Genomic DNA, 14,603 nt, shown 5'->3' on the forward strand with positions numbered 1-14,603 from the left:
CCCGGGGCAGGCGCCGTTCTCGCGCCCTGGGGCGTGTTTGCAAAGTCCCGCCTGGTCCGACGCGACTTTGCAAACACGCCCTAGAAGAAGCCGAGCGCGTCGGGGGAGTAGCTCACCAGCAGGTTCTTGGTCTGCTGGTAGTGCTCCAGCACCGCCTTGTGGGTCTCGCGGCCGATGCCGGAGTTCTTGTAGCCGCCGAACGCCGCGTGCGCGGGGTAGAGGTGGTAGCAGTTGGTCCAGACGCGCCCGGCCTGGATGGCCCGGCCGGCCCGGTAGGCGGTGTTGCCGTCCCGGCTCCAGACGCCCGCGCCGAGCCCGTACAGGGTGTCGTTGGCCTGGGCGATCCCGTCCTCGAAGTCCTCGAAGCGGGTGACCGCGAGGACCGGGCCGAAGATCTCCTCCTGGAAGATCCGCATGCTGTTGACGCCCTCGAAGACGGTGGGCGTCACGTAGTAGCCGCCGGCCAGCGCCCCGCCGAGGTCGGCCCGTTCGCCGCCGGTCAGCACCTTGGCCCCCTCGGCCTGGCCGATCTCGATGTACGAGAGGATCTTCTTCAGCTGTTCGTCGCTGGCCTGGGCGCCGACCTGGGTCTCGGTGTCCAGCGGGTTGCCCTGGCGGATGGTCCGGACCCGCTCCAGGCCGTCGGCGAGCAGCCGGTCGTAGACCGGGGCCTGGATCAGGGCCCGGCTCGGGCAGGTGCAGACCTCGCCCTGGTTGAGGGCGAACATCGCGAAGCCCTCCAGCGCCTTGTCGTAGAAGGCGTCCTGCTCGGCCGCGACGTCGGCGAAGAACAGGTTGGGGCTCTTGCCGCCGAGCTCCAGCGAGACCGGGATCAGATTGCCGCTGGCGTACTGGGCGATGAGCCGGCCGGTGCCGGTCTCGCCGGTGAAGGCGATCTTGCGGATCCGGTTGCTGGAGGCCAGCGGCCGGCCGGCCTCCAGGCCGTAGCCGTTGACCACGTTGAACACGCCGGGGGGCAGCAGGTCCGCGGTCAGTTCGGCCAGCAGCAGGACCGACGCCGGGGTCTGTTCGGCGGGCTTGAGCACCACGGCGTTGCCGCCCGCCAGCGCGGGGGCGAGCTTCCAGACCGCCATCAGGATCGGGAAGTTCCACGGGATGATCTGGCCGACCACGCCCAGCGGTTCGTGGAAGTGGTACGCCACGGTGTCCTCGTCGATCTGCGACAGGCCGCCCTCCTGGGCCCGCAGCGCACCGGCGAAGTACCGCAGGTGGTCGACGGCCAGCGGCAGGTCGGCGGCCAGCGTCTCGCGCACCGGCTTCCCGTTGTCCCAGCTCTCCGCGACCGCCAGCTCCTCCAGGTGCTCGGCGATCCGGTCGGCTATCCGCAGCAGCACCTGGGCGCGTTCGGCGGGTGCGGTACGGCCCCAGGCCGGGGCGGCGGCGTGGGCGGCGTCGAGCGCGGCCTCGATGTCCTCGGCGGTGCCGCGGGCGATCTCGGTGAAGACCTCGCCGGTGACCGGGCTGGGGTTCTCGAAGTACTCGCCGCGCACCGGCGGCGTCCACCGGCCGCCGATCCAGTGCTCGTAGCGGGGACGGAAGGAAACGATGCTGCCGGGCTGTCCCGGGGGCTGGTAGACCGTCATGTGCTGGGTGCCTCCTCGCGCTGTCGGGGGCGCCGCCCGGCCCACGGGTCGGGACGGCGCGCCGGGCCGCGGACCGGCGGCCCGGCGGAGGGCGCGGCCGTACGCGCGGGCGGGGCGCCGCCGGGGCGCCCGCCGCGGGTGTGTCGGACCGCGCCCTGGCACCCTAGCCGGGCCCGGCGGCCGCGGCTACCGTCGGTGCCGCAGTCATCGACGGAGGGTGCGCGTTCCGGCCGATTTCCACCCCCCGGCCGGGCCCCGCGGGCCGCCGGACCGGCCCCTGCGGGACCGGTCCGGCGGCGCGGTCCGGCTCAGGCGGAGAGGTACCGGCCGGTGCGCGACTCCCAGCTGAGGTAGCCGGCCAGCCAGGTGACGAGGCCGTCGGCGTACCGCCCGGCGATCGCCCGCTCCACCCGGGACAGGCCCAGCTCCCGGAAGACGTCGGGGAGTTGCCGGTGCAGCCCCCGGCAGCGCTCGACCATCAGCTGGGCCTCCGCCATCACCACGGCGCAGGCCTCCTCGGCCGAGCAGCGGCGCTCCCGCTGGACGATCATCACCAGGTTGTTGACGTCGCCGCGCGGGGCCTCCAGCGGGAACGACCGGACGTCGTTGCTGAGGGAAGGTATGTCGGCGGCGAGCTGGCGCAGCTGACGCAGGACCGGGTGGTGGAGGACGGCGGCCGGCACTTCGAAGTTGCCGAGCCGCTCCACCATGTCGAAGATCGTCTCCATCGCGGCGGTGCCCCGCCTGAGCACCAGGTAGCCGTCGCGGTCCGGCGGGCGCGCCGAGATCCGCCCGGCGGCCTCGGCCGGGTGACTGGCCAGGTACCACTCCCAGTTGTAGGCCGCGCGGGCCTGCCAGCGGGCGGGCATGCCGCGCGCGCTGCGGTCCCAGAGGTCGGCGAACGCCGTCTCGACGGGGGAGGAGGCGTCGGGGCGGGCGCCGTGCAGTACGGCGATCAGCCGCTCGCAGATCGGGGCGACCTCGGTGGGGCGGCGGCCCAGCGGTCCGTCGAACTGGTCGTCGAACAGGAAGTAGAAGCCCATCAGGTCGGCGGCCAGGGTGAGTTCGTCCGGCCCGGCGTCGGGGTAGCCGAGGGCGGCGAGGTCGACCACGTCCCAGTGGGCGTAGGAGGGGTGCGCCGGGTCGGGGAGCAGCGGGTGCCGGGTCAGCCAGGCCCGGTGCCGTTCGGTGGCCTGCGGGCCGTGCGGACTGCGGCGGTGCGGGAACGGGATCTGAAGTGAGGTGTCGTCAGACATCGGACTCCCGGTGCGGCGGAGGATGTGGGGGCACTGGTGTACTCGTGCTGATTGTGGGGGAGTTGATGCGGTGGGTTTGCACAGGGGTGGCCCATCGCATGATCAACTTGAGGGGAATGCCGTAGAGTATCTGATGCAATGATCGGACGTTAGGGATATAGGGCAATTGCCCTTGGCAAGCGGTCCGAACCCTCAATCTCCGCCCCAGCCTGCGCGAATGCCACGCAGTGCGCCCCCGGCGGCGCTAATCTCGGCTCCACGGGCAGGGAACGGCGAGGCGGAGGCACGACGGTGACCGAGCAGGGACACGAACTTCGGGCGGGGGCGGTCGCCGGAGGGCGGGAGACGGACGCTCTGTCACCCCGGGTCAGGCTGCGCGACCGTGACGCCGAACTCCGCTCGGCCGAGGCCGCGGTGGAGAAGCTCTGTCGTGAGTTCGCCGCCGGCGGCACCGAGATCGGCGAGCTGCTCGCGTTCTCCGGCCGGCCCGGCATCGGCAAGACCAGCCTGCTCCACGAGGTCCGTCGGCTCGCCAAGCTCCGCGAGGGTGCCACGGTGCTCTTCGCCCGCGGCGGCGAGCGCCAGTTGAACGAGCCGTACCACGTGCTGCGCCAGCTGCTCCAGCCCGTCCTCGGTGCTCTCGACCCCGAGGTGTTCCGACAGGTGATGGGCACCTGGGAGGAGGTGGTCGGACCGGCCATGGGCCTCAAGCAGCCGAAGACCGGGGCCCGGCGCCTCGACCCGCAGGGCGTGCGCGACGGCCTCGACTACGTCCTCACCCAGCTCGCCCCGCGCCGTGCCCCGCTGGTGATGATCGTCGACGACCTGCACTGGGCCGACCTCGAATCGCTCGGCTGGCTCACCCAGTTCGCCGTCCGGGCCCGTGAACTGCCCGTCCTGCTGGTCTTCGCCTACCGGGAGGACGCCGCCGACTGGCAGCCCGAGGCACAGGACCAGCGGACCGCCGTCACCGGCCTCGCCACCCGCCGGCACGAGCTCAGCCGGCTCTCGCTGGTCTCCGTCACCGACATGATCCGTGCCGAGTTCGGGGCGAAGGCCGAGGACTCCTTCTGCTACGAGTTCTGGAACGTCGTCAACGGCAATCCCTACGAGGCCGTCGCCCTGCTCGACCAGGTCCGCGACCAGGAACTCGACCCGGTCGAGGAGAACTCCCAGCAGTTGCGCGAACTCGCCGTCGACGCCAACGAGATGACCCTCAAGAGCTGGCTGGACCGGCTCGGCGCCACCACCCTGCGCTTCGCCTGGGCCGCCGCGATGCTCGGCACCGACATCCGGCCCGACCTCGCCGCCCGGATCTCCACCCAGAGCGCCGAGGGCTCCCGCGAGTCCATCAAGCAACTGCGCCGCCAGCGCGTCCTCACCCAGACGCCCAACGGGAACCTGGAGTTCGTCCACCCGCTGATCGGCAGCTCGATCTACAACACCATGCCCGAGTCCACCCGCACCGGCATGCACGGCGTGGCCGCCGCCGAGATCGAGAACGCCGGACTCGGCCTGCTCGCCGCCTCCCGCCACCTGGTCGAGACCTTCCCCGGCGAGGGCGACGACCGCACCGTCCGCAAGCTGCGCCGGGCCGCCCAGGAACACCTGCTGATCGGCGCGCCCGAGGCCGCCCAGCGTTGTCTGCACCGCGCCCTCGCCGAGCCGCCGGACGACGAGGACCGCGCCGAGGTGCTCTACGAGCTCGGCTGCTCCGCCCTGCTGACCGACCCCGTCGCCACCGTCAACCAGCTGCGGCTCGCGCTCGACCCCGAGGAGGGCCCGCTGCGCCCCGCGCTGCGGGTGGACGCCACCTTCCGGCTCTCCGAGGTCCTCGCCCACAGCGGTGAACTCGGCGCGGCCGCGCAGGTCTGCCAGGACGAGGCGGAGCGGACCTCCGGCGACCCGGCGGGCAAGCTCCGCCTGGAGGCCGCCTCCTTCATGTGGCACGCCTACCGCAAGTCCGAGGAGAACGGACCGGCCCGCTCCGAGCGGCTGGGCGCGCTCTGCGGCAGCCTCACCGGCCGCGGCGCCGCCGACCGGGCCGTCCTCGCGATGCGCGCCTGGGACCTCACCCTGCGCGGGGAGGCCTCCGCCGAGGCGCTGCGGCACGCGGACGAGGTGCTGGACCACGGCCGGCTGCCCAAGGGCCTCGGCTGGACCGACAACACCTGGGGCTTCGAACTGCCCGGCACGCTCGGTCTCGCCTACACCTACAACGACCGCATCGCCCAGGCCGAGCGGCTGTTCGGCGATGCCATCGTCCAGTTCGAGGTGGCCGGCTGGAGCGGCGCCCACCGCGGCTTCGCGTACTTCCTGATGGGTCTGGCCCGGTTCCGCCGGGGCCTGCTCGCCGAGGCGGAGGACTTCCTGCGCCGTTCGCTGCGGCTCTCCGAGCGGATCGGCTCCAAGCTGCCACTCGCCTGGGACGCGGTCGGCGTGCTGGTCGACACCCTGCTCGCCCGCGGGCGCACCGACGAGGCGTGGGACCTCGCGATCGGCTTCGGCTTCAACCCGCCCTACCACGCCACCGCCATGGTGCTGCCGGACGCGCCCTCGCTCTACGGCAAGCTGCTGCTCGCGGTGGGCCGGCCCGCCGGAGCGGCCGCCGCGCTCACCGAGGCGGGCGCCCAGCTGAACGCGCGGGGCTGGCACAACACGGTCTGGGCGCCCTGGGCCGGGCACCTCGCCATCGCGCTCGCGGAGGACGAGCCCGAACGCGCCCGCGGGTACGCGGAGCGGTCCGTCCGCGACGCCCGCCGGTTCGGGACGGCCTCGGCGATCGGCACCGCGCTGCGGCTGCACGCCCAGATCGAGGACGGCCAGCAGGCGGTGGAGCTGCTGGAGCAGGCCGTGCGCCACCTCGGCCAGTCGCCCGCCGGGTACGAGCACGCCGTCGCCCTGGTGGATCTCGGTGCCGCGCTGCGCCGGGTCGGCCGGCTGGAGGACGCCCAGGAGTACCTACACCAGGGCATCGAACTGGCCCAGCACTGCGCCGCCGACGGACTGGTCGAGCAGGCCCGCCGTGAGCTGGCCAACTACGGCCTCCGGCCCAACCGGCTGGGGGACGTCCGGGAGATGCTCAGCCAGCCCGAGTGGGACGTCGCCCGGCTCGCCGTCCGCGGGGTGCCGCCGCAGCGGATCGCCGAGGAGCTGGGCGTCCACCTGAGCCTGGTCAACCGCCGGTTGGCGGCCGTCTACCGCAAGGCGGGCAGCGGCCCGGACGGCCTGGCCTCGGCCCTCGGCATGCCGCCCGAGCAGCGGGACGGCACGGTGGACTAGCGGGCGGCGCCGACCGCCCGGGCCCGCTGCGTCAGGCCCGCTGCGTCAGGCCCGCTGCGGCGGGCGGGGCGCGTCGGGCCGGGTGCCGAGCCCGTGCGCCCGACCCGGGCAGGTCGGAACGCCCGGCGGACGGTGGCGGGGCGACGGCGCGCGGGAGCGGCATGAGCGCCCCCGCCGCTGCCCCGCTGACTAGGCTGGCCCACGGGGCTGCGGGCCCCGGACGGACCCGGTACCAGGGGCCGCGGCATGCCGCGGCCGCCAGTGAGGAGTAGGCCATGGCGACGCCCCCGGCGAACGGCTCGCAGCCGACCAGTGTGCGGCGCGAACCCCTCGAACCCTCGGGCGCCGGCGCCGCGATCGAGCGCTGGACCCTGCGGGCCGGCTCGTACGAGGCGAGCGTGCTCACCCTCGGCGCCACCCTGCACACCCTGAGCGCCCCGGACCGGGCGGGCCGGTCCGCGCAACTGCTGCTCTCCTCCGACCGGCTGGCCGAGATCCTCGGCCCGGCCCGGCACTACGGCACCGTCGTGGGCCGCTACGCGAACCGGGTCGACGGCAGCCGGGTCACCGTCGACGGTGAGGAGCACCCGCTCGCCCCGACCGGCGGCGGCGTGACCCTGCACGGCGGTCCGGACGGCTTCGCGCACCGGATGTGGGAGGCCGAACAGTTGCCCGCCGGCGTCCGGCTGCACCTGCACAGCCCCGACGGCGACCAGGGGTTCCCCGGCGCGCTCGACGTCACCGTCGCGTACACGCTGAGCCCCGTCGGCGAGCTGACGATCGACTACCGCGCCGTCACCGGCGCGGCGACCGTGATCAACCTGACCAACCACGCGTACTTCAACCTCGCCGGCGAGGGCAACGGGGACGTCCTCGGCCATCTGCTCACCCTCGACGCCGACGCCTACACCCCGGCCGACGGGCGCCAGATCCCCACCGGCCGGATCGAGCCGGTGACCGGCACCCCGTTCGACTTCACCGCGGCCCGGCCGATCGGCAAGTCGGTGCACGACGAGCACCCCCAGCTGGCCGGGCCCGGCGGCTACGACCACAACTGGGTGCTCCGCCCGCGTCCGGCCGACGGCACCCCGGCGCGGGCCGCGCTGCTGGAGGAGCCGGTCAGCGGCCGCACGCTGGAGGTACTGACCACCGAACCCGGTCTCCAGGTCTACACGGCCAACAAGTTCCAGGGCGCGGTGACCGGTGCGAGCGGCGTCCCCTACGGGCCGTTCGCCGGGATCGCGCTGGAGACCCAGCACTTCCCGGACTCCCCGCACCACCCGGACTTCCCCAGCACCGAGCTGCGGCCGGGGGAGGAGTTCCGCTCGACCACGGTGCTGCGCCTCGGTGTGAGCTGAGCCGGACCGCCTCGGTGTGAGCTGAGCCGGACCGCCTCGGTGTGAGCTGAGCCGGACCGCCTCGGCGTGGGCCGAGCCGGCCCGGCGCGAGCCCGGCCCGCCCGGTGAGCGGGCCGGTCCGGGCCCGTCCGGTCCGGGCCGTCAGCGGGCGGGTCAGCGGGCCGGGAGGTCCCGGCGCATGCAGAGCCGGGGCCAGCGGTCCAGGCCGTGCTCGGCCTCCCGGCGGCGGATCTCCCGCAGGCCGGGGGTGACCTCGCCGTCGGCGAGCGGCCGGAAGCCGCAGCGGGCGTAGTAGGGGGCGTTCCAGGGCACGTCGGTGAACGTGGTGAGGGTCAGCGCGGGCGCGTCGGTGCCCGCCGCCAGGTGCTCGATCAACGCCCGGCCGATTCCCCGGCGGGCGTGGCCGGGGTGGACCGAGACCTGTTCGATGTGCAGCGCGCCGTCCACCGGTTCGGCCAGCAGGTAGGCGACGGGCGTACCCCCGGCGCCCGGCGCCACCAGGGCGACGCCCTCGTCCAGGTAGCGGGCGAGCTCCGCCGGGGCGGGCGGCTCGTCCTCGGCGATCTCCGGCATCCCGATGGTGGCGAACGGTGCCCCGGCGGCCCGTTCGAGTGCGCACAGCAGGGGCAGTTCGTCTCTCGTGGCGGCTCTGATCAGCATCCGCCCAGTCTGCTGCAAGGGCTTGCCGCAACCCAGCGTATTTTCTGCCCGGTCGAACAGTGGGGCGAAACGGACAAACCGCGACAGGATCTTTCACTGTCAACTACCGTGCGGCCACGTCCAGGACACATGGGCGTAACGATCGGCGATTCTTGCAGAAACTTGCTGCAAGGTCTTTCGGTGATGATTGCGCCGCTGTTAACTTCCTTCCCGAGCCCGACGGCAGCAACGGTGCGGTCGGCACGAGGCAGCCATTATGCGCCTGTCTCGCAACATCTCGGGCACCCCCACCCTCCCAAGGAGTTCTCATGCGGCGTGGCATCGCGGCCTCTGCCCTCGTTGTGGCCCTCGCGGTCTCGATGGCTGCCTGTGGCAGCGGCGGCTCCAGTTCGGACGGCAAGGCCGACGGGCCGGTCACCCTCACCTACTGGGACACGTCGAACGCGACCAACGAGGCGCCGAACTACCAGGAGCTCGCCAAGAAGTTCGAGGCCGCCAACCCGAACGTCAAGGTCGACTTCGTCAACGTGCCGTTCGACCAGGCGCAGAACAAGCTCCAGACCGCCATGGGGGCCAAGGGCGCTCCGGACGTGTTCCGCTCCGAGGTCGGCTGGACCGCCGCCTTCGCGAAGGCCGGCTACCTGGAGCCGCTCGACGGCACCCCGGCCGCCGCCGACTCCGCGGCCTTCCAGCCCACCCTGATCCAGCAGGCCAAGTACGAGGGCAAGATCTACGGCGTCCCGCTGGTCACCGACACCCTGGGCCTGCTCTACAACAAGGAGCTCTTCACCAAGGCCGGCATCACCGCCGCGCCGAAGACCTGGGACGAGCTGAAGACCGCCGCCGCCGCCGTCAAGGAGAAGGCCGGCGTGGACGGCTTCTGGCTGAAGGCCGCCGACGGCTACTACGCGATGCCGTTCCTGTTCGGCGAGGGCACCGACACCGTCGACGCCGCCGGCAAGAAGATCACCGTCGCCTCGCCCGAGGCCGTCAAGGCCATCGAGACCTACAAGTCGCTGTTCACCGCGCCCGGCACCGCCAAGGCCGACGTCACCACCGACGCCTACGCGCACATGATGGACGCCTTCAACAGCGGCAAGGTCGCGGCGATCATCCAGGGCCCCTGGGAGATCACCAACATCTACAAGGGCTCCGCGTTCGCCGACAAGACCAACCTCGGCATCGCCCCCGTCCCGGCCGGCTCCGCCGGCAAGGCCGGCGCCCCCACCGGCGGCCACAACATCTCCGTCTACGCGGGCGCCGACAAGGCCCACAAGGCCGCCGCCGAGAAGTTCGCCGCCTTCATGACCTCGGCCGAGAGCCAGGCCTTCATCGCGCAGAAGAACTCCACCCTGCCGACCCGCGCCGACGCCTTCACCCCCGAGGTCAAGGCCGACCCCGGCATCGCCGGCTTCCAGGCCGTGCTCACCAGCGCCAAGCCGCGCCCCGAACTGCCGGAGTACAGCTCGCTGTTCGCCTCGCTCGGCACCAACCTCGGCAAGGTGGTCCAGGGCACCGGCACCCAGGACGGCCAGACCCGTAGCAGCAGTCGCCGAAGCGAGGCGGCGGACCTCCTCCGAGAAGGTGTCGAACAATGTCAGTCGCCGTGCAGGGCGCCACCGGCCAGGGCAGCCGGGAGCGCGATCCGCGTCCGGGCCTGATGGAGCGGCTCAAGCGCTCGTACGCCAAGCACTGGTACGCCTACGCGATGATCGCGCCGGTCGTCCTGGTGCTGGGCGGACTGGTGCTGTACCCGCTCGCCGAGGGCATCTGGCTCACCCTCACCGACGCCAACAGCCTCAACTCCGCCCGCACCATCGGCGTCAACGAGATCCCGGCCAGCTACCACTTCGTCGGCTTCGACAACTACGCCGACATCCTCTGGGGTCCGGGCTCCTACGACCGCTTCTGGTCGCACTTCGTCTGGACCATCGCCTGGACGGCGCTCTGCGTCTGCCTGCACTACACCATCGGCCTCGGTCTCGCCCTGCTGCTCAACCAGAAGCTGCGCGGCCGTGCCGTCTACCGGATGCTGCTCATCCTGCCCTGGGCCGTGCCGACCTTCGTCACCGTGTTCTCCTGGCGCCTGATGCTCGCCGACGGCGGCGCCGTCAACGGCCTGCTCTCCGCCCTGCACCTGCCCGAACCCGGCTGGCTGGACGACCCGCTGGCGCAGAAGGCGGCCGCGATCCTGGTCAACACCTGGGTCGGGGTGCCGTTCATGATGATCTCGCTGCTCGGCGGTCTGCAGTCGATCCCGGCCGAGCTGTACGAGGCCGCCGAGATGGACGGCGCCACCGCCTGGCAGCGGTTCCGCCACGTCACCCTGCCCGGGCTGCGCACCGTCTCCTCGACCGTGGTGCTGCTCGGCGTGATCTGGACGTTCAACCAGTTCGCCGTCATCTTCCTGCTGTTCGGGGCCAACGGCGCGCCCGACGCCCAGTTGCTGGTCACCTGGGCCTACCGGCTCGGCTTCGGCCAGCAGCCCCGGGACTACGCGCAGTCCGCCGCGTACGGCGTGATCCTGCTGTCGATCCTCATCGTCTTCACCTCCTTCTACCGGCGCTGGCTCGCCCGCAACGAGCAGGCCAACGGCTGACGCCGCCCGGTAACCGAGCAACCCACGAAGGCAGGTACCCCCGATGAGCACCACCACCGAACGCCCCACCGTCCTCGCCACCCCGGTGGCCGCCGCCAAGCCGGTCAAGGCCCGTCGCCGCGGCGAGTCCGGGCCGCTCGGCAAGGCGCTGGCCCACGGCGCCCTGATCCTGGCCAGCCTGATCGCGCTGTTCCCGGTGGTCTGGATCCTCTACGTCTCGCTCGGCCCGGACAAGACCGACTACCTCCACCCCGGCGAGATCTTCGACAAGATGACGCTGTCGAACTACCACACGGTGCTGTTCGACACCGACTTCTTCACCTGGTTCGGCAACGCGTTCCTGGTCTCCGGCGTGACCACGGTGTTCGGCGTGCTGATCGCCGCCACCACCGGCTACGCCGTCTCCCGGATGCGCTTCCCCGGGCACAAGCCGCTGATGTGGTCGCTGCTGGTCACCCAGATGTTCCCGATCGCGGTCCTGATCGTGCCGATGTACACGATCCTCTCCCGGCTCGGCCTGCTGGACAGCTACCTCGGGCTGATCCTGGTCTACTCGACCACCACCGTGCCGTACTGCGCCTGGCTGCTGAAGGGCTACTTCGACACCATCCCGGTGGAGATCGACGAGGCCGGCCGGGTCGACGGGCTCACCCCGATCGGCACCTTCTGGCGGCTGGTCCTGCCGCTCGCCCGGCCGGGCCTGGCGGTGGCCGCGTTCTACTCCTTCCTGACCGCCTGGGCCGAGGTGGCCTTCGCCTCCACCTTCATGCTCAGCTCCGACAAGTACACCCTGGCCGTCGGCCTGCAGACCTTCGTCAGCGAGCACGACGCCCAGTGGAACCTGATGGCGGCGACCGCGGTCCTGATCGCGATCCCGTCCTCGGTCCTCTTCTACCTGGTGCAGCGTCACCTGGTCACCGGCCTGACCGCCGGTGCCTCCAAGTCCTGACCTGCCGCTCTCTAGTCCCAAGGGATACCGTCCATGACCCAGAACCTGGCCGACACCTCCCGGCCCGCCGCCGACGCCACCGCCCACGAGGCAAGCACCGGCGCGTCCAGAGGCTGGTGGCGGGACGCGGTCATCTACCAGGTGTACCCGCGCAGTTTCGCCGACGCCAACGGTGACGGCATGGGTGACCTGCCGGGCATCCGCAGCCGCCTGCCCTACCTGCGCGACCTCGGCGTGGACGCCGTCTGGCTCTCACCGTTCTACGCCTCCCCGCAGGCGGACGCCGGCTACGACGTGGCCGACTACCGCGCGGTGGACCCGATGTTCGGCACCCTGCTGGACGCCGACGCGCTGATCCGCGACGCGCACGGGCTGGGCCTGCGGATCATCGTGGACCTCGTTCCCAACCACTCCTCCGACCGGCACGAGTGGTTCCAGCGCGCGCTGCGCGAGGGCCCGGCCTCCCCGCTGCGCGAGCGCTACCACTTCCGCCCCGGCAAGGGCGAGAACGGCGAACTGCCGCCCAACGACTGGGAGTCCATCTTCGGTGGCCCGGCCTGGACCCGGATCGGGAACCCGGACGGCACCCCCGGCGACTGGTACCTGCACCTGTTCGCCCCCGAGCAGCCCGACTTCAACTGGGAGAACCGGGCCGTCGCCGACGAGTTCCGCTCGATCCTGCGGTTCTGGCTGGACATGGGCGTCGACGGCTTCCGGATCGACGTCGCCCACGGCCTGGTCAAGGCCCCCGGCCTGCCCGACATCGGCGGCGGCGACCAGCTCAAGCTGCTCGGCAACGACGTCATGCCGTTCTTCGACCAGGACGGCGTGCACGAGATCTACCGCAGCTGGCGGAAGATCCTCGACGAGTACCCCGGGCAGCGGATCGGGGTCGCCGAAGCGTGGACCCCGACCGTCGAGCGCACCGCCAACTACGTCCGCCCCGACGAGCTGCACCAGGCGTTCAACTTCCAGTACCTGGGCACCTCCTGGGACGCCGCCGAGCTGCGCGCGGTGATCGACCTCTCGCTCGACTCGATGCGCCCGGTCGACGCCCCCGCCACCTGGGTGCTCTCGAACCACGACGTCACCCGGCACGCCACCCGCTTCGCCAACCCGCCGGGCCTGGGCACCCAGATCCGCACCCCCGGCGACCGGGAGCTCGGCCTGCGCCGGGCCCGCGCCGCCACCCTGCTGATGCTCGCGCTGCCCGGCTCCGCGTACCTCTACCAGGGCGAGGAGCTCGGCCTGCCGGACGTCACCGACCTGCCCGACGAGGTCCGCCAGGACCCGTCCTTCTTCCGCAAGGCCGGCCAGGACGGCTACCGCGACGGCTGCCGGGTGCCGATCCCGTGGTCCGGTGCCGAGGCCCCGTACGGCTTCGGCCCGACCGCCGGCGGTCCCAGCTGGCTGCCGCAGCCCGCCGAGTGGGCCGGGCTCAGCGTCGAGGCGCAGACCGGTGACCCGACGTCGACCCTGGAGCTGTACCGCAGCGCGCTGGCCGTCCGCCGGGAGCGGCTCGGGCCGGACGCCGGCACCGAGGTCGAGTGGCTGGACAGCCCCGAGGGCACCCTGGTCCTGCGCCGCGGCTCCTTCGTGTGCACCGTGAACGCCACCGCCGAGCCGGTTCGGATAGCCGCGCCCGGCCGGCTGCTGCTCTCCTCGGCGGACGCCTCGGTGGACGGCGGCGAGACGGTGCTCGCTCCGGACAGCACCGACTGGTGGGCGGTCTGACGTGGTTGCAATAGGCTCTGGGACCGTGACTACGGCGCGACTCTCAGACATCGCGGCGCAGGCGGGGGTCAGCGAAGCCACCGTCTCCCGCGTACTCAACGGCAAGGCGAACGTCTCCGCCGCCACCCGGCAGATCGTGCTGGCGGCGCTGGACGTGCTCGGCTACGAGCGGCCGACCCGGCTGCGCCAGCGCAGTGCGGGACTGATCGGGCTGATCACCCCGGAACTGAGCAACCCGATCTTCCCGGCGCTGGCCCAGGTGATCGAGCAGGTGCTGAGCCGGCACGGCTACACGCCGGTGCTCTGCACCCAGACGCCCGGCGGTTCCACCGAGGACGAACTGGTGGAGATGCTGGTCGACCGGGGCGTGGCGGGCATCGTCTTCGTCTCCGGTCTGCACGCCGACACCACCGCCGACCACGACCGGTACGCCCGGCTGACCGGCCGGCAGGTGCCGTTCGTCCTGATCAACGGCTTCAGCGAGAAGATCGACGCGCCGTTCATCTCGCCGGACGACCGGGCCGCGATGTGGATGGCCGTCCAGCACCTGGCCGAGCTCGGCCACGAGCGGATCGGTCTCGCGGTCGGGCAGAAGCGGTACGTCCCGGTGCTGCGCAAGATCGAGGGCTTCACGGCGGCCATGCGCGAGGTGCTCGGCCGGACCGAGGAGCAGGCCCGGGAGCTCGTCCACCACACGCTGTTCAGCGTGGAGGGCGGGCACGCGGCGGCCGGCGCCCTGCTGGACAAGGGCTGTACGGCGATCGTCTGCGGCAGCGACATGATGGCGCTCGGCGCGATCCGCGCGGTGCGCCAACGGGGCCTGTCCGTCCCGCAGGACGTCTCGGTGGTCGGCTTCGACGACTCGCCGCTGATAGCTTTCACCGAGCCGCCGCTGACCACCATCCGCCAGCCGGTCGAGGCGATGGCCACCGCCGCCGTCGACGCGCTGCTGGAGGAGGTGGGCGCGAACGCCGCCCAGCGCGGCGAGTTCATGTTCCAGCCGGAGCTGGTGATGCGCGGTTCCACGGGCGCCCGCGCCCGCTGAGACGACCGCCGCGGGGCCCCGGAGAGCGCGTCCCTCTACGGGGCCCCCCGGCCTCCGTCCACACCCCACCTGCGCGGTGGGGCGCCGGTCGGCCGCCGGCTGCCCGTCGGCGGCGT

Annotated in this window: 10 protein-coding genes; 7 read left to right on the forward strand and 3 right to left on the reverse strand. The window is 72.4% G+C overall.

Annotation, left to right across the window (positions count from 1 at the left end; all coding sequences use genetic code 11):
* Positions 1-80 precede the first annotated feature (80 nt).
* Together ACFXHB_RS41755 and ACFXHB_RS41760 are read right to left on the reverse strand one after the other, a co-directional pair.
* Complete coding sequence (locus tag ACFXHB_RS41755) at positions 81-1,604, reverse strand: aldehyde dehydrogenase family protein (RefSeq protein WP_380581934.1); 1,524 nt, start codon at positions 1,602-1,604, stop codon at positions 81-83.
* Between the two features lie 308 nt (positions 1,605-1,912).
* A complete protein-coding gene (locus tag ACFXHB_RS41760; RefSeq protein WP_380581936.1) occupies positions 1,913-2,860 on the reverse strand; it encodes a terpene cyclase in 948 nt (315 codons plus the stop codon).
* 291 nt (positions 2,861-3,151) lie between these two features.
* On the opposite strand from ACFXHB_RS41760, the gene ACFXHB_RS41765 reads away from it, so the two are divergent.
* Both ACFXHB_RS41765 and ACFXHB_RS41770 read left to right on the forward strand, forming a co-directional pair.
* Complete coding sequence (locus tag ACFXHB_RS41765) at positions 3,152-6,142, forward strand: ATP-binding protein (RefSeq protein ID WP_380581938.1); 2,991 nt, start codon at positions 3,152-3,154, stop codon at positions 6,140-6,142.
* Positions 6,143-6,417: 275 nt separating this feature from the next.
* A complete protein-coding gene (locus ACFXHB_RS41770; protein WP_380581941.1) occupies positions 6,418-7,500 on the forward strand; it encodes an aldose epimerase family protein in 1,083 nt (360 codons plus the stop codon).
* Positions 7,501-7,653: 153 nt separating this feature from the next.
* On the opposite strand, the gene ACFXHB_RS41775 is transcribed toward ACFXHB_RS41770, so the two are convergent.
* A complete protein-coding gene (locus tag ACFXHB_RS41775) occupies positions 7,654-8,160 on the reverse strand; it encodes a GNAT family N-acetyltransferase (protein WP_380581943.1) in 507 nt (168 codons plus the stop codon).
* A 308-nt stretch (positions 8,161-8,468) separates the two neighbouring features.
* Here ACFXHB_RS41775 and ACFXHB_RS41780 point away from each other — a divergent pair, with 308 nt between their 5' ends.
* The 5 genes from ACFXHB_RS41780 to ACFXHB_RS41800 are packed head-to-tail and all read left to right on the forward strand — an operon-like array spanning position 8,469 to position 14,487.
* A complete protein-coding gene (locus ACFXHB_RS41780) occupies positions 8,469-9,821 on the forward strand; it encodes an extracellular solute-binding protein (RefSeq protein WP_380581945.1) in 1,353 nt (450 codons plus the stop codon).
* Positions 9,755-10,759 (forward strand): carbohydrate ABC transporter permease, encoded by a 1,005-nt coding sequence (locus tag ACFXHB_RS41785; RefSeq protein ID WP_380581947.1) that lies wholly within the window; start codon positions 9,755-9,757, stop codon positions 10,757-10,759. Before ACFXHB_RS41780 ends, ACFXHB_RS41785 begins: the two co-directional genes overlap by 67 nt.
* 43 nt (positions 10,760-10,802) lie before the next feature.
* Positions 10,803-11,708 (forward strand): sugar ABC transporter permease, encoded by a 906-nt coding sequence (locus ACFXHB_RS41790; RefSeq protein WP_380581949.1) that lies wholly within the window; start codon positions 10,803-10,805, stop codon positions 11,706-11,708.
* A 33-nt stretch (positions 11,709-11,741) separates the two neighbouring features.
* Entirely contained in the window at positions 11,742-13,442 is a 1,701-nt protein-coding gene (locus ACFXHB_RS41795) for a glycoside hydrolase family 13 protein (RefSeq protein ID WP_380581951.1), read from the forward strand.
* 25 nt (positions 13,443-13,467) lie between these two features.
* Positions 13,468-14,487, forward strand: a complete 1,020-nt coding sequence (locus ACFXHB_RS41800; protein WP_380581953.1) for a LacI family DNA-binding transcriptional regulator — start codon at positions 13,468-13,470, stop codon at positions 14,485-14,487.
* Positions 14,488-14,603: the final 116 nt, after the last annotated feature.

Source organism: Kitasatospora sp. NPDC059327 (assembly GCF_042752535.1).
Lineage (GTDB): Bacteria > Actinomycetota > Actinomycetes > Streptomycetales > Streptomycetaceae > Kitasatospora.